This is a genomic window from Acinetobacter sp. CAU_H_29a_1 (assembly GCF_058599505.1).
The window spans coordinates 2,133,660-2,155,266 of record NZ_CM178655.1; the positions used below are offsets into that span (position 1 = coordinate 2,133,660).

Here is a 21,607-nt window from a genome sequence, read left to right on the forward strand (position 1 = left end):
CTTAAAACTTAGATATCGCTATAACCTAAGCTTTTCAATGCACGTTCATCATCAGACCAACCGCCTTTCACTTTAACCCAAAGTGTCAACATGATCTTTTGTTCAAACATTTTTTCCATATCGATACGGGCATCCATACCAATTTTCTTAAGCTTAGCGCCTTTTTCACCAATCACAATTGCTTTCTGGCCTGGACGGTCTACAAAAATCGTTGCATCAATATACGTACATGCTGGTTTTGGACGACCTGTTTTTTCATTTACCGTTGCTTCTTCAGTCTTAAACGACTCAATTTGTACGGTTAAATCATAAGGTAGCTCTTCACCCAACTGACGCATAATCTTTTCACGGATAATTTCTGATGCCAAGAAACGTTCAGAACGATCTGTCAATTGATCCAATGAATACATCGGTGGCTGGAAAGGTAAATATTTTTCAATGGTATCGCGCAGATGGTCTAAGTTTGCACCACGTAGTGCAGAAACAGGAACAATCTCAGCAAAATTCATTAATTTTGCACGTTCTTGAATTAAAGGTAATGCATGGTTTTTATTTTCAAGTGTATCAATTTTATTAATCACAAGAATCACAGGCATCTCAGCATTTTTGAGTTTTTCTAAAACAAGCTCATCGTTTTGAGTCCACTTGTCTGCATCTAGAACAAACAATACCAAGTTGACATCACGCAATGCAGAAGACGCAGCACGGTTCATCATTTTATTGATGGCGCGTACTTCTTTTTTATGCATCCCTGGTGTATCAACAAATACCGCTTGAGATTTTGCACGTGAATCAATTCCCACAATTTTATGACGTGTGGTTTGTGGTTTACGTGAAGTAATCGATAATTTTTGACCCAACAAATGGTTCATCAATGTAGACTTGCCCACGTTTGGACGGCCGACAATTGCCACAAAGCCGCTACGAAAATCCGTTGGAATTTCTGTGCCTTGTTCGCTAAAAAACTGGCTAATTAAATCATTACTGTCGCTTTGCGACTCGTGATCAGCATCGATGTGATCGGAAGAATTTGACATGGCAGATTACTGCTCCAAAAGTTTTAAAATATCCGCCGCCGCAGCTTGTTCAGCAAAACGGCGACTGGTGCCCTCACCATTTACAATAGACAATCCATCCACTTTACATTCCACTCTGAAATGCTGATTGGGTGCATCACCTTGAATATCGACCACATCATAAACTGGGAGAGCTTTTTTTCGTGCCTGAAGATATTCTTGTAAACGAGATTTAGGATCTTTAAGTTGATCGGTTGGCTCGATATGGTCTAAATATGGCTCGTACCATTTTAACACAATCGGCTCCAACACCGTTAAATCACTACAATCCACATAGATTGCACCAATAATCGATTCAACCGTATCCGCAAGGATGGACTCGCGATGATGTCCACCTGATTTTAACTCGCCTGTACTTAAAATGAGTGACTGGCTCAGTTTTAAATCATTTGCAATTTTACCTAAAGCTTCCTGACGAACCAAGGTTGCACGCATACGCGTCAAACGACCTTCGTTCTCAGTTGGATAAGCTTTATAGAGATAATTCGCAATAATCATCCCTAACAAAGAATCGCCTAGAAACTCTAGGCGCTCATAGTTGTATTTGTGGCTCACCGATCGGTGAGTCAGTGCAAGCTGAAGTAATTCAGGTTGTTTGAACTGATAACCGATACGGCTCGCTAAGCGGGCTTCACTTAGCTTGGACTGAGCTTTGATCAAAACTTTTCTCGAACTTTAATACTAAATCTATATTCAGCAAGAATGGTTTTCTTACCTCATACTCCTTTTTCACCTGCAACCCTTCGGTATTGGTGACTTGCATAATTTCTTTAATCTTCACATCACGAATACCATTCATATCCAAACGCTTTGAAAGCTGACTCTCAAACTCCGCGGGCTGAATATTTTTCGGGCTGCTTTGAAATACTTCCTCAATTTGGCTATTGATCATCCGATCATCAAAATAAGGAGCCCAAACTGCAATTGCCACTTTCGCCATAAATGCAAACCCCATGATTGCAAATAAAATGGCGATATAAGATGCCCCTTGTTGATTCTTGCGCATTTTTTATTTTCCGAATCGATATTAGTCAATGCTACCGTTACGGTTAAATGACGGCAACTTAAAGCCAGGTTCTTTATGCATCCAAATATAAAATGCACGACCCGTTAGGTTCTGTTCAGGAACCATTCCCCAGAAACGACTGTCAGCACTTTGGTCGCGATTATCCCCCATCGCAAAGTACTCACCTTCTTTTACTTTCACTTCCCAATATAAACCATTTTCAGCAGAGTATTTACCATTTTCTACAAAGTTAATATACGGTGCTTGGCGTGCAACATTGACACCCTCTAACTCACGCATGGTAAAGGTATGCTTGCCAATGGTTTCTTTATGATATATCGAAGTAGGCGTATCTAAACGGTCTTTTTCACGGCTAAACTCTACAGGCACTTTAGCAATTTTTTGACCATTAATGGTTAATTGGCCATGATCAAAAACAATGTGATCGCCAGGAATACCAACCACACGTTTGATATAGCTGATCGTCGGTTGCGGTGGATAACGGAAGACAATCACATCACCACGCTCAGGCTCACCCACATCAATCACTTTTTTATTCACAATCGGCAGGCGAACACCATAGTCAAACTTATTGACCAAGATGAAGTCACCAGTTTCTAAAGTCGGGACCATCGAGTCGGAAGGAATATTAAAAGGTTCATAAAAGAATGAACGTAAGCATAGAACAATCGCAAGGACTGGCCAAAAATCATAAGCCCAAGTAATGACAAAATTTTCATTCCCCTTGCCTTTTGTCGCTCGTTGTTTAAATACAAACTTATCGAGCAACCACACCAAAAAGAAAATCAGTGTGACAGGAACAAGTATCAAATTAAAATCAAAATCCATGGGCTTATATTCCTACCTTTTTATCTTTCTACTTTCAACACAGCCAAGAACGCTTCTTGTGGGATTTCTACACTTCCCACTTGCTTCATGCGTTTCTTACCTTCTTTTTGCTTCGATAGCAGTTTCTTCTTACGAGAAACGTCACCACCATAACATTTCGCCAATACGTTTTTACGCATTGCCTTTACGGTTGAACGAGCAATAATTTGTGCGCCAATGGCCGCTTGAATTGCCACATCAAACATTTGACGTGGAATCAAATCTTTCATTTTTTCAACCAATGCAATACCTCGGTGACGGGCATCTTGACGGTGACAAATCATTGCCAAGGCATCGACTTTATCGCCATTGATTAGAACATCGACTTTTACCAATGATGAACTTTCAAAACGTACAAAGTTATAATCAAGCGATGCAAAACCACGTGAACACGACTTCAATTTATCAAAGAAGTCCATCACCACTTCCGCCATTGGAATTTCAAAGGTGATCGAAACTTGGTTCGCCATAAACTTCATGTCTTTTTGAACACCACGGCGCTCTACACACAAAGTCATCACATTACCCAAATACTCTTGCGGTACAAGGATATGGCACTCAGCAATCGGCTCACGTAAGTCTTCGACTGTTGAACCATCTGGCATTTTAGATGGGCTATCGATATAAATCGTCTCACCATTCTTCATCACCGCTTCATAAATCACAGTCGGTGCAGATGAAATGAGGTCTAAATCATACTCACGCTCTAAACGCTCTTGTACGATTTCCATGTGTAGCATGCCTAAGAAGCCACAACGGAAGCCAAAACCTAAAGCATCTGAGCTTTCAGGTTCAAAAAATAATGCCGAGTCATTGATCTGAAGTTTATGCAAAGCTTCACGGAACGGTTCAAATTCACTTGAATCAATTGGGAACAAACCTGCATAAACCTGCGGCTTCACTTTTTTAAAGCCCGGTAAGGTTTTGACTTCTGGTGTGTTGGCAAGGGTAATCGTATCACCGACTGGCGCACCAAAAATGTCTTTAATCCCTGCAATTACGAAACCAACTTCACCCGCTTCAAGGATGTCTGTCTCAGTATGCTTAGGATTGAAAATACCCACAGAAGTAATGATGTGCGTTTGGCCTGTTGATTTCATCAACATCTTGTCGCCCTTACGCACACGACCTTCTTTCACACGTACCAAAGAAACCACGCCTAAGTAGTTATCAAACCAAGAGTCGATAATTAAAGCTTGTAATGGCGCATTACGATCACCAGTAGGTGCAGGAATGACATTAACAAGGGTTTCTAAAACGCTATCAATCCCAAGACCTGTTTTTGCCGAACAGGTTGGCGCTTCAGTTGCTTCAATACCAATAATGTCTTCAATTTCTTGAATCACACGTTCAGGTTCAGCCTGTGGTAAATCAATTTTATTCAATACAGGAAGGACTTCGAGACCTTGCTCAATTGCGGTGTAACAGTTCGCAACTGACTGTGCTTCCACGCCTTGTGCTGCATCTACAACCAACAATGCACCTTCACAAGCCGCCAATGAGCGTGACACTTCATATGAAAAGTCGACGTGGCCTGGTGTATCAATAAAGTTCAATTGATACTCTTGGCCATTTGGATGGGTGTAATACAAAGTAACCGACGCAGCTTTAATGGTAATACCACGCTCACGTTCAAGTTCCATGGAGTCAAGTACTTGTGCTTGCATTTCACGATCTTGCAAACCACCACAGGTTTGAATAAAGCGGTCAGCGAGCGTTGACTTCCCGTGGTCAATGTGAGCAATAATACTGAAATTACGGATATTTTTAATATCAACAGATTTTTTAGCTTGCGCCATGGGCTACCTTGAACAAAATAAAGCGTTATGCAGACAAATTTCGATGCACAACAAAAGCCGAATAGAAATTGCGAAGGATTATAACAGATGGTTTTTTTAAAGTATCCATATTAATACGCTTCCTTTTCACAACTCTGACGCTTTTTTACATGTTTTCGCTTTTCACTGGGCTTTTTGAATAATCCATTGAAAAATCTAAGGCATTCACATCTTTTGCAAGCGGTTGGTAAGCTTGGGTAAAACTAGGTGACATACGTTTCGCGCGTCCTGTTTCAATCTCTACGCAAGCCCACTTAGTTTGAGCAACAAATAAAATGCTATTGTCTTTGGGTCTATAAAACACATATTGGCGCGATGAATATAATGCGTTTATATCGTCAAACCATGTGCGTAAGATTATTTCATCCTCTTTAAATGCAGCTTTTCGGTACTGTACATGATGCTCAACCGCAACCATGGCATGTTTTAACTCGATATATTCTTTTAAGCCTAAACCCAGTGCATCAATATGTGCTGTTGCAACATCCTGCATCCAATGCATATAAACCACGTTATTCACATGGCCTAACTGGTCGATATGTTCTGCTTGTACCTGAAGTCTTAAGTCAAAAATACTACTCATAAACACTCTATTTAATCTAAATATCCTTATGAAGATGGCAGTGTACGCAAATAACAGACATCATCAAATTGCAAAAAATAAAAAACCACTCCGAAGAGTGGTTTTTTTTCGCTTATTGGATGCGCATCCCTAAAATGGCTGGTGTGCCTTGTCGGATGATTCCAACGCGGGCAACCTGACCTTTTTTCAATTCAGATGCCGCTTGGACAAAATCATTGGTGTCTTTTACGACTTTATTATTAATGTGAGTGACCACATCACCAGCCGCCATGCCTGACTGTGCTGCTGCACCGCCACGTTTCACTTCTTGAATTAACACACCACCTTTCACATTGAGCTGTGACAATTCAGCAGGTGCTAAATTTCGGATAGCAATACCTAAGACAGACCCTTTACTTTGTGTAACTGTATCTGATTTTGCAGGTGTATCATCTGGTGCGGTAGTTAATGTTGCCGATATATTCCGCTTTTTATCATCACGCAGCACTTCAAGCTGTACCGTTTGATTTGGCATGGTACGATTTAAATAGTTCAATAACTCAGAGGTACGTGAAATCGGCGTTCCATTGAATTTTAAAATAATATCGCCTGCTTTTAGCCCAGCTTTCTGCGCAGGTGAATTTGGCTGAACATTGGTAATCAATGAACCTTCAGGTTTTGGCAAATTATAAGACTCTGCCAAATTGCGGTCTAGATCTTGTAGATTGAAACCTAAATAAGAGCGCGTAACTTTACCTGTTTTCTTAAGTTGATCAGCAATATCCATTGCGACATCAATTGGAATCGAGAAAGATAGCCCCATATAACCGCCCGTACCACTGAAAATACGCGAGTTCACTCCAACCACTTCACCCTGTTGGTTGAATAACGGACCGCCTGAGTTTCCTGGATTGAGAGCCACATCGGTTTGAATGAAAGGTACCGATGTCTCCCCCATCATATTACGCATTTTCGCACTCACGATTCCTGCTGAAGCCGAGTAATCAAAACCAAACGGTGAACCGATCGCAAGCACAGGTTCGCCTACACGCAGTTGATCAACATTGCCTGCACGCAGTGATGGAAAATTCGTACCATTCACCTTAAGCAAGGCCACATCAGTTCGTTCATCACTACCTACTACAGTCGCATCCAGTTCACGACGGTCATTAAACATAATCGTGACTTTCGATGCATCTTCTACGACGTGGTGGTTTGTCAGTAAATACCCATCTTTACTAATAAAAAATGCGCTGCCATAAGCCGTTTTTTCTTGCGGCGCTTGCTGCTGCGGAATAATGACTTGATTACCAAAAAAACGCTTCAAAATCTCAGGTATTTGCTGCTGCAGTAACTCTTCTTGAGTCATCTTTTTAACCACATTTACACTCACTACAGCAGGGCTGACTTGCTCAACCAAGTTTGAGAAATCAACAGGTGCTGCTTGTGTTTGTACCGCAGCCATTGTGCATGCAACAGCAAAAAAACCAGTTTGTATCGCGCGACTTTTCATATCAAGTATTGACCTATATGTTTGTTATCAATTTATGTATTAGCGTTTCTAGCATAATCTTTGTCTATCTTGGGTAATAATATGTTCTATTATGTTTGTATAAACAAGTGCTTAAACTTTGCTTAAAAAATACGTTCTTTATTTATATTTCCCATCAATTGTAGAGATTTTACCCTTGCCTTTTCGTGAAAAAAGCGCTGTCATTAGCGAACTTTTTCCAAATTAGCTGATGGACATGTCTAATTTAAACACAACACATCATTTTGATGTGATTATTGTGGGAAGTGGCGGTGCAGGCCTGAGCTTAGCCTTATCGTTGCCTCAACATTTCAATATTGCTGTTCTTGCAAAATCAAACCTGACCGATGCAAGTACCTTCTACGCACAAGGTGGCGTTGCCGCTGTTTTAGATGAAACGGATTCCATCGAACAGCACATTGATGACACCATGATTGCGGGCGCTCACTTGTGTGAGACCGAAGCCGTAAAGCAAACCGTTGAAGGCGGTAAACCTTCTGTTGATTTTCTACTGAAACACGGCGTGCAGTTTACCCTTGATGATCAAGAACAGTTGCACCTAACACGTGAAGGTGGACACTCTCAACGCCGTATTATTCATGCCGCAGATGCTACAGGTCGTGCCATTTCAACTACCTTAGTGGAACGTGCGATTGAAAAAGATAACATCACCATTTTTGAGAATTACATCGCCATCGATTTAATTACCTCTCAAAAACTGGGCTTGGAAGAACAAAATCGTGCATTAGGACTCTATGCGCTCGATGAAAAGACTGAAAAAGTACATACCTTTTTAGCCCCTTTTACCGCGCTGGCGTGTGGCGGTGCCATGAAAGCCTATCTGTATACCTCGAACCCAGACATTGCAACGGGCGATGGTATTGCCATGGCGTTTCGTGCGGGTTGCCGCGTGGCCAATATGGAGTTTAACCAATTCCACCCAACCTGTTTATACCACCCGCAAGCGCGCTCTTTCCTTATCACTGAAGCAATGCGTGGTGAAGGTGCTTATTTACGTTTACCCGATGGCGAACGCTTTATGTTGCGCTTTGATGAACGCGCAGAACTTGCCCCACGTGACATTGTGGCGCGAGCGATTGACTATGAAATCAAACGCTTAGGAATTCGTCACGTATGGCTCGACATTAGCCATAAGCCCGAAAGTTTCATTAAAGAACATTTTCCGACCTTGTATGCACGCTTACTCGAACTCGGCATCGACATTACCAAGGAAATGATTCCTGTTGTTCCTGCTGCGCACTATACCTGTGGCGGTGTGGTGGTTGATGAACACAGTCAAACTGACATTGCAGGTCTCTATGCGATTGGGGAAACTTCGTACACAGGTTTGCATGGCGCTAACCGTATGGCCAGTAACTCCCTGTTAGAGTGTTTTGTGTATGGCATGAGTGCAGCAGAACACATCGAAAAAAGTTTTGATTCAAATTACCAATCCCCAACTGCCCCGTCTTGGGATGACTCACAAGTGATGAATCCTGATGAAGATGTGGTGATTTTGCAAAACTGGGATGAACTCCGTCAAACCATGTGGAACTACGTCGGCATTGTGCGTACTACGAAACGTCTTGAACGTGCGCTACACCGTATTGAAATGTTGAAGCGGGAAATTACCGAGTATTACCAAGATTACCAAGTCAGCAAAAATCTGATTGAACTGCGCAATTTGGTTTTAGTCTCTGAAATGATCGTGCGCTGCGCCATGGAGCGTAAAGAATCACGTGGTTTACACTACACTTTAGATTACCCTGAACTGTCGAATGAACTGCGTAAAACCGTACTCACCCCTTTCAATTTTAAAGTTGAAACCCCTTTAGTGAATAACTAATTTAAAAAAAGCCTGATTCGTCAGGCTTTTTTATTCAGACATTTTTTAGGATTTGCGTGGAATAGAATAAGTTCCCACCACATGTGCAATGGGTTCATCCTTACCCACTGAATACAACCACACATCCCCAACCACCAATGCTTTGCCAACTTTCATTAACTTACATTCACCGCGGATATTTGTAGAGGCTGCAGGTTTACTTAGAAAGTTGACCGATAAATTGGTGGTCACGGTTAAACCGACCAGCCCAATTTCCCCTAAAATGGCGATATACAATGCATAGTCTGCAAGAGTCATCATGGTTGGGCCTGAAACCGTTCCACCCGGTCGCAAATCGCGCTCATCGACCTGATACACGACTGTTGCTGCGCGCTCAGTGACAGATTCGATATGACATTTTTCTAAACTTTGCGGAAATTCCTTTTCTAAAAAAGCCACAATCTCAGTTAAGTTACTTTTCATTTTTCCTTCAACATACAGTCCTTTGTCACTGACTATAAAAGAAAAATGTATTTTACTACAGTCTGAAATAACATTTCAGGCATATTTTTAGTTTAAATATTGCAACGCTTGTGCAAAAACCTGTTCTGGTGACTGGGTTGCATCCAAGCGCTTGACCCGCTCAGGATATTGTTCCCATAACTGCTGATAACCTGCTCTGACTTTTTCAAAGAAAGTGACTTTTTCTTGTTCAAAACGGTCCAAAGCTCCCCGTTCCCGCGCACGAGACATGCCTGTCTCAATCGGGGCATCGAGCCAAAATGTAATATTTGGCATATGGCTGACAAAATTTTCATTCAGCAGTTGCAGCTTCGACTGGCTTAAACCACGTCCTGCACATTGATAAGCAAAGCTGGCATCGGTAAAACGGTCACACAATACAGTTTTATATTCCGTTAAAGCAGGCATGATCACTTGTTGTAAATGCTGTGCGCGAGCCGCGTACATCAGTAGCAGTTCAGTATCATTCGACATCGACTCTTCATGATTGACAGACAATAGTAGCGAACGAATTTGCTCAGCCATCGGTGTACCACCTGGCTCACGCGTTAAAACAACCTGCTGACCTTGTTGTTCTAGATGCTCATAAATTTTGCGAATCAGTGTGGTTTTACCGACACCTTCTGTGCCCTCAAAACTAATAAACATCTATTCATCCTTCTTGGTTTTTAAAACGCTGAGATATTCTTTTACAGCTTGGTTGTGCTGCTCTAAAGTCTCACTAAATGTGTGCCCACCATTGCCCGTTGCAACAAAGTAGATGTTTTTGCTGTTATCTGGGTGCATGGTAGCTTCAATGGCTTTTTTACTTGGTAAAGCAATTGGCGTAGGAGGTAAACCATTGATGGTATAAGTATTATAGGCTGTTGGAGTACGCAAGTCTTGGCGGGTAATATTGCCTGTATATTTATCGCCCATGCCATAAATCACCGTTGGGTCCGTTTGCAAACGCATGCCGAGTTGAAGACGACGCGCAAACACACCTGAAACTTGCTCCAGTTCGCGGTCAACATTGGTTTCTTTTTCAATGATAGAGGCCATGATCAAGGCTTCGTATTTATCTTTATACGGCAAATTTGCCGCACGGTTTGCCCAAGCTTCATCTAAAGCTTTCATTTGGCGTTTGTATAAATCCATTAAGATTTTTTTGTCTGACTCCCCTTTGGCGAAGAAGTAAGTATCGGGGGCAAAAAGCCCTTCAGCATGCGTATAAGGAATATCTAAGGCTTTTAAAAGCTGATCCATGGGTAAATTGGAAACTTCCTTTTTAACCAACGCATCCTTTTTCAACGCCTCGATCAACTGTTTAAAGGTCGTCCCCTCAATCACCAATATACGATTCATCTCGGTATTATCGACATTGGAAATCATATCCAAAACTTGGCGAATACTCATACCTTCACGCACTTCATAAACACCGGCTTTCAAGGTGTCATGAATAAATATTTTTTGGTAAAGCTTTAAAATAATAGGAAAACTAGCCATGTCTTCTTTGGCTAAGCGGTCAATAAAACCGGAATAGGTATCGCCAGAGTTAATTGCCAATAACTGCTTTTTACCTTCGACAGGATAGGATTTAAATAAACTCGACCACAGTACAATCATCAATAAAACAATGATGCTCACAGCAATCAATAACAACCCTTTCACTTTGCGTTGGGGTGGTTGCGTTTTCTTTTTCGATTTGGTTTTGGCTGCGGACATACTACTGCATCTGATTAAGTTGAAGACGATGGAACAAATCTATACACGGCTGAACATCTAAATGCTGATGATTCAGACTTTTGGCTATTTTCATAGGACTCAAGGCATTGCAGAAAAATAAACTTTGAAAGCGTGGAATTTCTTCCATATCAATCATTCTCAGCTCACAGCTCATTCCTTGTTGCTGCATCCGTGCCAATATTTCGGCACGCATGACACCATGTACGCCATTATAACGAAGTTCGGGACTAATCCATCGATCATTTAGCAGAATGAAACAATTACTGCTCACACCTTCAACGACAGAACCTTGCACATCTGTGACCAAAGCTTCCAACCAGCCATGTTGTTCCGCCTCATGCTTAAGTAAAACTTGTTCTAAACGGTTTAAGCTTTTCACACCCACCATTTGCGGCATATTCAGCCCAATCGCATGTTGCAGTACCCCTGAATCAATTTCGCTGTATGTCAAAGCCTCTGATGCTTTCGGATAGAAAAACACCCAAACGTCAGCAGGATGTGTGGGCAAACTATAACCGCGCTGCCCTTCACCCCGACTAATAATAATTTTCAGAGTGCCGTTTAACTGTGCATGGGTTTGTTTAAATTGCACGATGCTGTGCTGAATAAAGGCTAAATCTGCTGACAACAGCAGTCTTTCACAGGCCAATTTCAAGCGTGCTATGTGTAGAGGCTCTAGTTCGATCACACCATCACGGATACGCGCTGTACTAAAACAACCATCTCCATAGTGAAATGCGCGATCTAATAATTCTATTTGTTTGATTTCCTGTGCATTTTTATAGCAATGCATGCCAATCTACCCTGAAATAATTTTCTGCTTTAGTTTAATGAATTCTAAGCAGAACTCTTTTTCTTTTTTATTCATATAAAATTCATTTTTTATTATTTTTTTAGCAATAAGACTCGCAGTATTCTTGCCTCATGTTTAAAAACGTTTAAAATTTGAGGTCTCACATGAGCTTATCTAAGTTAAAAATTGGGGTACTAGCGGCGCTAGTTTCAGTCACATCTTTTGGTGTTGCAGCAAAAGATTTCCTTAACGTGTCGTATGATCCAACACGCGAACTCTATGAAGACGTCAACAAACAGTTTGGCGCTTATTGGAAACAACGCACAGGACAAGACATCAACTTTAAACAGTCTCACGGCGGCTCAGGTAAACAAGCTCGTTCAGTGATTGATGGTTTAGGTGCGGATGTAGTGACCCTTGCACTTGCAGCAGATATCGATGTGATTGCTGAAAAAGCAAAACTTTTACCGACCAACTGGCAAAAGAAATTACCCAATAACTCGACACCATATACTTCAACTATCGTGTTCCTCGTCCGTAAAGGTAACCCTCAAGGCATTAAAGACTGGGGTGACCTCGTTAAGCCGGGTGTTGGCATTATTACACCAAATCCAAAAACATCAGGTGGTGCACGCTGGAACTACTTAGCAGCTTGGGCTTGGGCGAAACATCAACCTGCGGGTAACGATGCAAAAGCACAAGAATTCGTGCGTAAAATTTATAAAAATACCAAAGTACTGGATTCAGGTGCACGTGGCGCAACCACAACTTTTGCTGAACGCGGTATCGGTGATGTTCTCTTAGCATGGGAAAACGAAGCGCACTTAGCAATTCGTGAACAACCGGGTAAGTTTGAAATCGTGACGCCTTCGCTATCTATTTTGGCAGAACCACCCGTTGCCATTGTTGAAAAAAATGCGGAAAAAGACGGCAATCTGAATCTGGCGAAAGCATATCTCAACTATTTATATTCACCTGCTGGACAGGAAATTGCGGCGAAAAACTTCTATCGCCCACGTAATGCAACTGTCTTGAAAAAATATGCAGCCACATTCAAACCGTTGAAGTTGGTGACCATTGATAAAGAATTTGGCGGTTGGACCAAGGTACAAAAACAGCACTTTGAAAATGGTGGTGTGTTTGACCAAATTGTGAAAGCCAATACGACGAAATAAAACCGAGTCCAGTAAATAGCTGTAAGGGAGCATCGACATGATTCATACTGTAATTGTACCGGGCGTGGGTGGAAGTGAACATGACCACTGGCAATCGTGGTTACAACGTCAGCTCAAGTCATGCTCTCGTGTACAGCAGCAAGATTGGAATAAACCCGTACTCCATGAGTGGATTGAGAAATTTGTCAAAACAGTTCAATCCATTCAGGAACCGATTCAAATTGTGGCGCATAGCTTTGGCTGTTTAACGACAGTCGCTGCTTTAGCACAGCATCCTGAACTAAATCAAAAAATCAAAAATTTAGTTCTGGTTGCACCGGCCAACCCTGCTCGCTTTGGTGATGCTGGTTTTGCTCGTGATAGCCAAAATGACTATCAACAATATTTCCACCAACTCAAGCTACAAGTTCCTACCCAAATGATCATCAGTGAAAATGATCCTTGGCTCAATTTTCAAGATGCACTGCAACTGGCAAAAGCATGGAAAATTAGGCCTAAGAACTTGGGGCAAGTCGGACATATTAATGTTGCGTCAGGTTTTGGGCCATTCCCTGAAATTTATGATTTTTTGATTTCAGAAAGTGTGCTAAAAAACATTAGTTTTTACAATGAAAGCAAGTATTTATTTAAATTTGCAATTTAAACGCTACAAATGATACTTGTGCCGAAATTCAGTTTTATTTGAGCTGACTCTTTTTAGGTCAGCTTTCTCTCTTTGAGGAGTAATCATGTCGCAGCGATCCCGAGTGCTGCCAGGATTTGGTCTTTCTCTAGGCTTTACCCTAGCATATTTGTCATTAATCGTTCTTATTCCATTGTCCGCTGTTTTTATTAAATCTTTAGGCATTGGTTGGGATGGTTTATGGGAAATTTTAAGTTCAGAACGTATTTTAAAATCTTTGCAACTCAGTTTTAGTACAGCCCTGATCGCCGCGTTTATTAATGTGGTTTTTGGTCTACTTCTAGCATGGTGTTTAGTTCGTTACCGTTTTCCGGGTAAACGCATTGTAGATGCCTTGGTCGACTTACCATTTGCCTTACCCACCGCTGTTGCAGGTATTGCACTCACTTCGCTTTATGCCCCTACAGGTTGGATCGGTCAGTATCTTGAGCCTTTAGGAATTCAAGTGGCCTATACCCCAATTGGTATTACATTGGCACTGATTTTTATTGGTATTCCTTTTGTAGTGCGGACTGTGCAACCTGTTCTCAGTGACTTGGAAACAGAGTTAGAAGAAGCAGCATCAGCATTAGGTGCTAACCGTCTACAGATTGTGACCAAAGTGATTTTGCCGATTTTATTTCCAGCACTCATCACCGGTTTTGCACTTGCCTTTGCTCGTGGCGTCGGTGAATACGGTTCAGTGATCTTTATTGCAGGGAACCAACCGTTTAAAACAGAAATTGCGCCGCTCATGATTATTTCACGCTTAGAAGAATATGACTATGCGGGTGCAACCACGATTGCAGTCGTCATGTTGGTGCTGTCTTTTGCCATTTTATTCCTGATTAACTTGTTACAAGCATGGGCAAGCCGTCGTACAGGGAGAACAGCACGATGAATATCAATAGTAATGCACTTGCCGAAAAGCTACAATCGCGTGATGCGACACGTGAGCCAACTTGGGTTCGCTACACCCTGATTACGATTGCTCTGCTGTTCTTTTTGAGCTGTTTGATCTTACCGCTGATTTTGGTGTTCGTTGAGGCCTTTAAACAAGGGGTTGGCGTCTATGCACAAGCCTTGGTTCATCCTGACACGCTATCCGCAGTCAAACTCACTTTATTAACCGCGGTGATTGCAGTTCCACTAAATGTGATATTTGGTGTTGCAGCAGCTTGGTGTGTGGCCAAATTTAACTTCCGTGGTAAATCCATCTTAACCACAATTATTGATATGCCATTTTCAGTATCCCCTGTTATCGCGGGTTTAATGCTGGTACTGATTTTTGGTACGCAAGGTTGGTTCGGTAGTTGGCTCATGGATAACGACATCAAAATTCTGTATGCCGTTCCTGCCATTGTATTAGCAACAATCTTTATCACCGTTCCTTTTGTTGCACGTGAACTTATTCCTCTCATGGAAGCCCAAGGTACGGAAGAAGAAGAAGCTGCTATTGTGCTGGGTGCATCAGGCTGGCAAACCTTCTGGAAAGTAACCCTACCCAATATTAAATGGGGTTTAATTTACGGAGTCATTCTGTGTAATGCACGTGCAATGGGTGAATTTGGTGCGGTATCGGTCGTTTCAGGTCATATTCGTGGTGAAACCAATACCTTGCCTCTGCATGTCGAAATTCTCTATAACGAATATACCTTCAGTGCGGCTTTTGCTGTGTCTTCACTCTTGGCGCTTTTAGCGATTGTGACTCTTGTTTTAAAAACATGGGTTGAGCTTCGCCAAGAAAAGCAAAACAAACATAATGATTCAACAGTTTAAAGGAATGACGTCATGAGTATTCAAGTTAAAAACATTGAAAAACACTTTGGTGCGTTCCATGCGCTGAATAACATTTCTCTCGATTTTCCTGATGGTCAATTGGTTGCATTACTTGGCCCATCAGGCTGTGGTAAAACCACTCTGCTTCGTATTATTGCAGGGCTTGAGTCCGCAGATGGCGGTCAAGTCATCTTAGAAGGTGAAGATGCAACCAATGTACACGTACGTGAGCGTGAAGTTGGTTTTGTATTTCAGCACTATGCCTTGTTTCGCCATATGACCGTATTTGACAATATCGCTTTTGGTCTCCGCGTTCGCCCACGTGCAACACGCCCATCTGAAGCTGAAATTAAAAAACGTGTCACACGTTTGCTGGACTTAGTCCAATTGGGGTTCTTGGCAGATCGTTACCCAGCTCAACTTTCTGGCGGTCAGCGTCAACGTATTGCACTGGCACGTGCTTTGGCGGTTGAACCACGCGTACTGTTACTAGATGAGCCTTTTGGTGCTTTGGATGCAAAAGTACGTAAAGAGCTCCGTCGTTGGTTACGTACTTTGCATGATGAACTTCATATCACCTCAATCTTTGTAACGCATGACCAAGAAGAAGCTTTAGAAGTCGCGGATCAAATCATTGTGATGAATAAAGGGAACGTCGAGCAAATTGGATCACCCCGCGAGGTTTATGAAAAGCCTGCAACGCCGTTTGTGTTTGACTTCTTAGGTCAAGCGAACCGTTTCGAAGGTCAAAATAACGCAGGTACGATCCAAATTGGTGAAGACCGCATTCAATTAGACTCTTTACGCAATGCGCCTTCGGGTGACGTGATTGCCTTTGCCCGTCCAGATGAATTACGTATTCATGCACAACCGCAAGACAACGCCATCCAAGCAACGTTCGTACGAGAATTATGGATCGCGGGCAAAGTGGTTGCAGAACTCCATGATCGCCAAGGCAAACTGATTGAAATCTCACTGACTTCTGAAGAAGCAAAATTACACCAATTTAGACCTAATCAAACGGTATGGTTAAGCCCATCAAACTTGCATTTATTTGCAAAACCTGCGGCTTAAGACCAATTGAATGGGGCATGTTGAATGCCTCATTCATCATAAAAGAGATCCAAGACTATGAACTTTCAACAACTCAGAATTATTCGAGAAACGGTGAGACAAAACTTCAACCTCACCGAAGCCTCTGCTGCACTGTATACCTCTCAGTCAGGCGTCAGTAAGCACATCAAAGACCTAGAAGATGAATTAGGCGTACAGCTTTTTATTCGTAAAGGGAAACGCTTACTGGGTTTAACTGAACCAGGTCAAGCACTACTGGGTATTGTTGAACGTATGTTGGTCGACGCAGACAATATTAAACGTCTTGCAGATGATTTTAACCGTGTCGATGAAGGCACTTTGACGATTGCAACTACACATACCCAAGCGCGTTATGTGCTACCGCCAATTGTTAATCAATTTAAAAAAGAGTTTCCAAAAGTTCATCTTATTTTACAACAAGCCAGCCCAGTTGAAATTACCGAAATGCTTCTGCAAGGTGAGGCTGATATTGGTATTGCAACTGAGTCACTGACCACTGAGGACAATCTTGCTAGTGTACCGTTCTATAATTGGCAACACAGCATTATTACCCCGCAAAGCCACCCTCTGGCGAGCAAGCAAAATATTAGTATTGTAGACTTGGCGGAATATCCACTGATTACCTATCACGGCGGTTTCACTGGACGTTCAAAAATTGACAAAGCCTTTGAAGATGCAGGTGTGGATGTCGACATCGTAATGTCTGCTTTAGATGCCGACGTGATTAAAACCTATGTTGAACTCAATATGGGCGTCGGTATTGTCAATAATGTGGCCTATGACGTTGAACGTGACTATCGTTTAAAACAAATTCCAACTGATATTTTTGGTCTCAATACAACATGGATTGCAGTGCGTAAAGGTCACCTCCTACGTGGCTATGGCTATGAATTTATCTCGTTGTGCTCACCAGATGCAGACATTAAAGCGCTTAAAAGAGTAGCTTATCCTGAAGACTAAAAGGCTTTTATTCTAAAAAGAGACCCCAGAGTCTCTTTTTTTATTTTTAAAACCATATACTTTAAATGGGTATGGTGTATTATTTGTTCAAATGATAAAAATACTAGTGAGCAATAACAGTGAATAAAAATCTGTTGGGCTCTCCATTACTTTGTTTATGTTTCTATTCGTCGGGATCAAGTTTTGCTGCTGCTTTTGAACTGTCAGGTCAAACAATACAACCCTTTTTTGAACGTGGAAATTATGCAGAAGTTTCTCTGGCTTATATTGATCCAAATGTTTCTGGCCAAGTTCAACATACAGAGATACTACAACAGTTTGGCATAAATGACTTTTCAACAGGCAATTTAAGCAATGAACAAGTAATGCTGGGAGCTGCACTAAAACTACAACTTAACCCTCAGTTTAAATTTGCTGTCATTTATGACCAGCCTTTTGCTGTAGACATCGATTATCACTATCGCCCAAAGATTTATGGTGAAAGTCATGAAGTTGAATCTGCCGATATCGACTTTGAAAGTCATAATCTCAGCTCGCTTTTAGGCTACCAATTCAACCCACAATGGGAAATCTATGGTGGTTTCAGCTATCAAAGCTTTGCAGGCTCTTTAAAAGCGAAAGGTCAGGCCTATTCTGTGTTTGATGGCTATGATGCCGAGTTTAAACAAGATGAAAGCTTGGGCTGGTTAGCAGGTATTAGTTATCAAATCCCTGAATATTATTTTAGAACATCTTTGACTTATCGCTCAGCGATTAAACATGAAATCACCACAACAGAATCTATCGAAGTCGGCGTAGTTACACCCAATGTGATGGAAGTGAAGACACCACAATCGATAAATTTTGATTTCATGACAGGACTCCCTTATCAAAATATCTTGTATGGGACGTTACGCTGGGTGAATTGGCAAGATTTTGTCATTCAACCACCCAAATTTAAAGCCGTGATCGATTATGCAGCTATGTTGTATCCAGAAGCCAAAGATATCAAGCTCATTCAGTACAATGAAGATCAATGGTCTGCAAAACTCGGCTTAGCACACGTATGGAACAAAAAGTGGCTGAGTACTATGGAACTGCTCTGGGACTCTGGGATTAATAATCCTGCATCCACCCTTAACCCAAGTGATGGGTACCAAGGTGTTGGGCTAGGCAGCATGTACACATATAACACTGAGTTTGATATTGCGGCTGGTCTATATTATTTGCGTTTTAAGAAGTCCAAAACATCTTCCGACTCAAATCCACTGGCAAACATTACAGGACTTTCAGCGCTGAATGATAATGATGCATGGATCTTAGGACTCAAATTTACCCATCATTTTTAAAGAATTTAGCTAGGGTCTGTTGACACTTACTGTTCATAATTAACCCTATAAAGGTAGCCATAAAAATATACAGGCTAAAGCAACAGAACTTTGATAATTTCTTTTGAGCTTGTCATATCGAGTAGCTATTCCTCTAAATTGCTTTAATCTACAAAACATATTTTCAACTAAATGCCTGATTTTATATAAATACCAGTCCATATGGTCATTGTTCGATTGGCTATTTGTTTTCTTTGGTATATTCGCTTTAGTGCCTGTTTTCCTGATCTGTTCACGCAGTGGTTCTGAATCATAGCCTTTATCTGCACATACCACTTTTGTCTCTTTTAAATCTAATGTTGATATTAAATCAGGTGCAACTTTAACATCATGTGTGGTTCCATCGGTAATCATGAAATCAATAGGATTGCCATGTGCATCAACAATCAAATGTATTTTTGAGGAGTTTCCTCCTACACTTTTAGAAATAGATTGATTCGCTATGCCGGCAGAATGTTGATGAGCACGTACATGAGAGCCATCAATAAAAATCCACTCCATATCGGGGCATGAGGCTAATAATTTGAATAATCTAAGTAACTTACCGCTGCTTGACCAACGATTAAAACGTTTGAAAATAGAGTTTGAATGACCAAAACAACAAGGAATATCTCGCCACGGACAGCCTGTTCTAATTCTATAGAGAATAGCTTCAATAAAATTGCGTAAATTTGAGTTGTGGTGAATGGATAAATTACGCAGAATAACTTTCAACTTTTGCCAGTGTTGATCTGTCAGCATGGTACGAGGCATAGCGAATAGTAAAATTGGGTTTGGCGATTTGATTTTACTACTTCGCTATTTTTTTAAGCTAAAAGTGTCAACACACCCTAAAGTCAGACATAAAAAAACGAGCCGAAGCTCGTTTTTTTATGTGTTAATTACCAGTGGTAACTTACACCCAATTTTGCAACTGGCATCCACTCATATTTATCATCGTTACGCACTTCATTGATGTGCTCTGCCACTAAAGCTGCATCAACATTGTCACCACCTTGATATTTTATGTTCGATACTGTTGGGTTGCCTGTATAGTATGCACCGACTTCACCAAAGACACCCCAGTTTTGGTTAATTCGAGGTGAATAACCAAGACCTAAATATGGTGAGATATTATTGCTATAGTCAAGGTCATAGCTTAATTGGCTTAAGCCTGTGTCTTTCCCATCAACTTTGATCGTTCCACCATCATTACGGGCTTGTAGACCATATTGTTGATCAACATAACCAACACCTGCGGCAATATATGCAGCCTGCGCCCATTTGTTAGTACTTGCACCCCATGGACGAATTTCTGCATTTAAATAAGTCAGATTGTTATCCATATCGACATCATAATTTACATCGTCAACTTCCACATCATCCGACCACGAAATGTCACCACCGTTGTAACCTAACGCTAAACCCACATATGGGTTAGCTGTCCACAACAAAGCGCCACCATAACCTGTTGTACCGACTTCAGCACGAACACCAGTAGGAATTAATTTATTTTGGTCAAAAGCATAACCATCTTTTACGACTGCATCATCAGCAAAAGCTGTACCTGCGACCGCCGACATTGCTGCTGCGATTGCAACTAAACGTAATGATTTCATGTTTTTTCTCCTCCAAGCAAAGATTTTTTTACATCATTTACAATTTTTTGATGAGCCCATCATAAAACACCTCTTGACTGTTTTTTATTCTAAATTTAGGTTGTTTTTGTTATTTTTTGATACATTTTATACTTTCTTGTTGTTTTAAATCACAATTCTTTACTTAATCTTCTAGTTAAACTGGCCTTAAACGCCTTATATCCAATCATTAATTATTATTTCCGATCCTATGCTGTTTTTTCATCTATTCTCTGCACAATATAGTGTAAAATCAGGAAAATTTTTTTCTGGAAGGAAGATCATGTCTCAGCTTTCAACAATTATTGAACAAGCGTTTGAAGACCGTGCGAATTTTACAGCAGCGGACTGTCCTGCTGAAGTTCGTGCAGCAGTTGAGGAAGTCATTGCTGGTTTAGATAACGGGACATTACGTGTTGCTGAAAAAATTGATGGTGAGTGGGTTGTTCATCAATGGGTGAAAAAAGCCGTGCTTTTATCATTCAAACTAAATGACAACAAACCAATTGAGTCATGTGACCTTCAATTCTACGACAAAGTAGATACCAAATTTACAGGTTGGACTGAAGAACAGTTTAAAGCGGCTGGCGTACGTGTTGTTCCTCCTGCGGTTGCCCGTAAAGGTTCTTTCCAAGCGAAAAATGTGGTGTTAATGCCTTCTTATGTGAACATTGGTGCATATGTTGACGAAGGCACCATGGTTGACACATGGGCAACTGTGGGTTCATGTGCTCAAATTGGTAAAAACGTTCACTTATCTGGTGGTGTAGGTATTGGTGGTGTTCTTGAGCCACTTCAAGCAAACCCAACGATTATTGAAGACAACTGCTTCATCGGTGCACGTTCTGAAATCGTAGAAGGCGTGATCGTAGAAGAAGGTTCTGTAATTTCTATGGGCGTGTTCATTGGTCAATCGACTAAGATTTTTGACCGTGCAACTGGCGAAATTCACTACGGCCGTGTACCAGCAGGTTCTGTTGTAGTTGCAGGTAGCTTACCTTCTAAATGTGGTACTTATAGTCTGTATGCTGCAATCATCGTGAAAAAAGTAGATGCACAAACACGTTCTAAAACGAGCTTGAACGATTTACTACGCGACGAATAATTTTTAGTTGTCGTGCGGAACTCAAGTTCCTCATCTCTACGGTTAAGACTAGCCGTAGAGATTTTTGTTTTTCTAACCTGTGG

General features: G+C 41.3%; 21 protein-coding genes and 1 pseudogene. 9 read left to right on the forward strand and 13 right to left on the reverse strand.

The window, feature by feature from the left end:
* Positions 1-8 precede the first annotated feature (8 nt).
* From era to AC4MDD_RS10680, 7 genes are all read right to left on the reverse strand, one after another.
* The gene (gene era, locus AC4MDD_RS10650; protein WP_004693663.1) at positions 9-1,037 is read right to left on the reverse strand and encodes a GTPase Era; all 1,029 of its coding nucleotides are present in this window, start codon (positions 1,035-1,037) and stop codon (positions 9-11) included.
* A 6-nt stretch (positions 1,038-1,043) separates the two neighbouring features.
* On the reverse strand, positions 1,044-1,736 hold the full coding sequence (gene rnc / locus AC4MDD_RS10655) for a ribonuclease III (RefSeq protein WP_125280450.1): 693 nt from the start codon (positions 1,734-1,736) through the stop codon (positions 1,044-1,046).
* Positions 1,708-2,082: a DUF4845 domain-containing protein gene (locus tag AC4MDD_RS10660; protein ID WP_004693667.1), complete on the reverse strand. Its 375-nt coding sequence runs from the start codon at positions 2,080-2,082 to the stop codon at positions 1,708-1,710. Before AC4MDD_RS10660 ends, rnc begins: the two co-directional genes overlap by 29 nt.
* A gap of 21 nt (positions 2,083-2,103) precedes the next feature.
* A complete protein-coding gene (gene lepB / locus AC4MDD_RS10665) occupies positions 2,104-2,931 on the reverse strand; it encodes a signal peptidase I (RefSeq protein ID WP_010326441.1) in 828 nt (275 codons plus the stop codon).
* A gap of 20 nt (positions 2,932-2,951) precedes the next feature.
* On the reverse strand, positions 2,952-4,769 hold the full coding sequence (gene lepA, locus AC4MDD_RS10670) for a translation elongation factor 4 (protein WP_005399692.1): 1,818 nt from the start codon (positions 4,767-4,769) through the stop codon (positions 2,952-2,954).
* A gap of 145 nt (positions 4,770-4,914) precedes the next feature.
* Entirely contained in the window at positions 4,915-5,391 is a 477-nt protein-coding gene (locus AC4MDD_RS10675) for an acyl-CoA thioesterase (RefSeq protein ID WP_004693800.1), read from the reverse strand.
* A gap of 112 nt (positions 5,392-5,503) precedes the next feature.
* Positions 5,504-6,883, reverse strand: a complete 1,380-nt coding sequence (locus AC4MDD_RS10680) for a Do family serine endopeptidase (protein WP_491881596.1) — start codon at positions 6,881-6,883, stop codon at positions 5,504-5,506.
* Positions 6,884-7,112: 229 nt separating this feature from the next.
* On the opposite strand from AC4MDD_RS10680, the gene nadB reads away from it, so the two are divergent.
* On the forward strand, positions 7,113-8,747 hold the full coding sequence (nadB, locus tag AC4MDD_RS10685; protein ID WP_491881597.1) for an L-aspartate oxidase: 1,635 nt from the start codon (positions 7,113-7,115) through the stop codon (positions 8,745-8,747).
* A gap of 45 nt (positions 8,748-8,792) precedes the next feature.
* Here the strand turns inward: nadB and AC4MDD_RS10690 are convergent, their stop codons facing one another.
* The 4 genes from AC4MDD_RS10690 to pabC form a co-directional block, all read right to left on the reverse strand.
* Positions 8,793-9,209 carry a PaaI family thioesterase gene (locus tag AC4MDD_RS10690; RefSeq protein WP_279043678.1) on the reverse strand — a complete coding sequence of 139 codons (417 nt, stop codon included), beginning with the start codon at positions 9,207-9,209 and terminating at the stop codon, positions 8,793-8,795.
* A gap of 87 nt (positions 9,210-9,296) precedes the next feature.
* Positions 9,297-9,896: a dTMP kinase gene (gene tmk, locus AC4MDD_RS10695; protein ID WP_178927857.1), complete on the reverse strand. Its 600-nt coding sequence runs from the start codon at positions 9,894-9,896 to the stop codon at positions 9,297-9,299.
* The gene (gene mltG / locus AC4MDD_RS10700) at positions 9,897-10,853 is read right to left on the reverse strand and encodes an endolytic transglycosylase MltG (protein ID WP_491882612.1); all 957 of its coding nucleotides are present in this window, start codon (positions 10,851-10,853) and stop codon (positions 9,897-9,899) included. It abuts the gene before it with no gap.
* Positions 10,854-10,953: 100 nt separating this feature from the next.
* The gene (pabC, locus tag AC4MDD_RS10705; RefSeq protein WP_491881598.1) at positions 10,954-11,766 is read right to left on the reverse strand and encodes an aminodeoxychorismate lyase; all 813 of its coding nucleotides are present in this window, start codon (positions 11,764-11,766) and stop codon (positions 10,954-10,956) included.
* Between the two features lie 164 nt (positions 11,767-11,930).
* Here pabC and AC4MDD_RS10710 point away from each other — a divergent pair, with 164 nt between their 5' ends.
* The 7 genes from AC4MDD_RS10710 (at position 11,931) to AC4MDD_RS10740 (ending at position 18,764) form a co-directional block, all read left to right on the forward strand.
* The gene (locus AC4MDD_RS10710) at positions 11,931-12,941 is read left to right on the forward strand and encodes a sulfate ABC transporter substrate-binding protein (RefSeq protein WP_114837094.1); all 1,011 of its coding nucleotides are present in this window, start codon (positions 11,931-11,933) and stop codon (positions 12,939-12,941) included.
* Between the two features lie 37 nt (positions 12,942-12,978).
* Positions 12,979-13,584 (forward strand): alpha/beta hydrolase, encoded by a 606-nt coding sequence (locus AC4MDD_RS10715; protein ID WP_178927855.1) that lies wholly within the window; start codon positions 12,979-12,981, stop codon positions 13,582-13,584.
* A gap of 85 nt (positions 13,585-13,669) precedes the next feature.
* A complete protein-coding gene (cysT, locus tag AC4MDD_RS10720) occupies positions 13,670-14,503 on the forward strand; it encodes a sulfate ABC transporter permease subunit CysT (protein ID WP_004693816.1) in 834 nt (277 codons plus the stop codon).
* Positions 14,500-15,381, forward strand: a complete 882-nt coding sequence (cysW, locus tag AC4MDD_RS10725; protein ID WP_491881599.1) for a sulfate ABC transporter permease subunit CysW — start codon at positions 14,500-14,502, stop codon at positions 15,379-15,381. The genes cysT and cysW overlap by 4 nt, the downstream gene beginning before the upstream one ends.
* Before the next feature lie 12 nt (positions 15,382-15,393).
* A complete protein-coding gene (locus tag AC4MDD_RS10730; protein WP_004693820.1) occupies positions 15,394-16,455 on the forward strand; it encodes a sulfate/molybdate ABC transporter ATP-binding protein in 1,062 nt (353 codons plus the stop codon).
* Positions 16,456-16,512: 57 nt separating this feature from the next.
* A complete protein-coding gene (locus AC4MDD_RS10735) occupies positions 16,513-17,436 on the forward strand; it encodes a CysB family HTH-type transcriptional regulator (RefSeq protein ID WP_490737968.1) in 924 nt (307 codons plus the stop codon).
* A gap of 119 nt (positions 17,437-17,555) precedes the next feature.
* Entirely contained in the window at positions 17,556-18,764 is a 1,209-nt protein-coding gene (locus AC4MDD_RS10740) for an OmpP1/FadL family transporter (protein ID WP_491881600.1), read from the forward strand.
* 26 nt (positions 18,765-18,790) lie between these two features.
* On the opposite strand, the pseudogene AC4MDD_RS10745 reads toward AC4MDD_RS10740, so the two are convergent.
* Together AC4MDD_RS10745 and carO are read right to left on the reverse strand one after the other, a co-directional pair.
* Positions 18,791-19,556: pseudogene (locus AC4MDD_RS10745) on the reverse strand (IS5-like element ISAba31 family transposase).
* Between the two features lie 128 nt (positions 19,557-19,684).
* The gene (gene carO / locus AC4MDD_RS10750) at positions 19,685-20,401 is read right to left on the reverse strand and encodes an ornithine uptake porin CarO (RefSeq protein ID WP_333656106.1); all 717 of its coding nucleotides are present in this window, start codon (positions 20,399-20,401) and stop codon (positions 19,685-19,687) included.
* A gap of 301 nt (positions 20,402-20,702) precedes the next feature.
* Here carO and dapD point away from each other — a divergent pair, with 301 nt between their 5' ends.
* Complete coding sequence (dapD, locus tag AC4MDD_RS10755) at positions 20,703-21,524, forward strand: 2,3,4,5-tetrahydropyridine-2,6-dicarboxylate N-succinyltransferase (RefSeq protein ID WP_004693827.1); 822 nt, start codon at positions 20,703-20,705, stop codon at positions 21,522-21,524.
* The last annotated feature ends 83 nt before the right edge of the window (positions 21,525-21,607 follow it).

Bases quoted from the DNA above. Each gene is read 5' to 3' on its own strand.
- era (WP_004693663.1), bottom strand. From the start codon at position 1,037: ATGTCAAATTCTTCCGATCACATCGATGCTGATCACGAGTCGCAAAGC.
- AC4MDD_RS10660 (WP_004693667.1), bottom strand. From the start codon at position 2,082: ATGCGCAAGAATCAACAAGGGGCATCTTATATCGCCATTTTATTTGCA.
- lepB (WP_010326441.1), bottom strand. From the start codon at position 2,931: ATGGATTTTGATTTTAATTTGATACTTGTTCCTGTCACACTGATTTTC.
- lepA (WP_005399692.1), bottom strand. From the start codon at position 4,769: ATGGCGCAAGCTAAAAAATCTGTTGATATTAAAAATATCCGTAATTTC.
- AC4MDD_RS10675 (WP_004693800.1), bottom strand. From the start codon at position 5,391: ATGAGTAGTATTTTTGACTTAAGACTTCAGGTACAAGCAGAACATATC.
- AC4MDD_RS10680 (WP_491881596.1), bottom strand. From the start codon at position 6,883: ATGAAAAGTCGCGCGATACAAACTGGTTTTTTTGCTGTTGCATGCACA.
- nadB (WP_491881597.1), top strand. From the start codon at position 7,113: ATGGACATGTCTAATTTAAACACAACACATCATTTTGATGTGATTATT.
- AC4MDD_RS10690 (WP_279043678.1), bottom strand. From the start codon at position 9,209: ATGAAAAGTAACTTAACTGAGATTGTGGCTTTTTTAGAAAAGGAATTT.
- tmk (WP_178927857.1), bottom strand. From the start codon at position 9,896: ATGTTTATTAGTTTTGAGGGCACAGAAGGTGTCGGTAAAACCACACTG.
- mltG (WP_491882612.1), bottom strand. From the start codon at position 10,853: ATGATTGTACTGTGGTCGAGTTTATTTAAATCCTATCCTGTCGAAGGT.
- pabC (WP_491881598.1), bottom strand. From the start codon at position 11,766: ATGCATTGCTATAAAAATGCACAGGAAATCAAACAAATAGAATTATTA.
- AC4MDD_RS10710 (WP_114837094.1), top strand. From the start codon at position 11,931: ATGAGCTTATCTAAGTTAAAAATTGGGGTACTAGCGGCGCTAGTTTCA.
- AC4MDD_RS10715 (WP_178927855.1), top strand. From the start codon at position 12,979: ATGATTCATACTGTAATTGTACCGGGCGTGGGTGGAAGTGAACATGAC.
- cysT (WP_004693816.1), top strand. From the start codon at position 13,670: ATGTCGCAGCGATCCCGAGTGCTGCCAGGATTTGGTCTTTCTCTAGGC.
- cysW (WP_491881599.1), top strand. From the start codon at position 14,500: ATGAATATCAATAGTAATGCACTTGCCGAAAAGCTACAATCGCGTGAT.
- AC4MDD_RS10730 (WP_004693820.1), top strand. From the start codon at position 15,394: ATGAGTATTCAAGTTAAAAACATTGAAAAACACTTTGGTGCGTTCCAT.
- AC4MDD_RS10735 (WP_490737968.1), top strand. From the start codon at position 16,513: ATGAACTTTCAACAACTCAGAATTATTCGAGAAACGGTGAGACAAAAC.
- carO (WP_333656106.1), bottom strand. From the start codon at position 20,401: ATGAAATCATTACGTTTAGTTGCAATCGCAGCAGCAATGTCGGCGGTC.
- dapD (WP_004693827.1), top strand. From the start codon at position 20,703: ATGTCTCAGCTTTCAACAATTATTGAACAAGCGTTTGAAGACCGTGCG.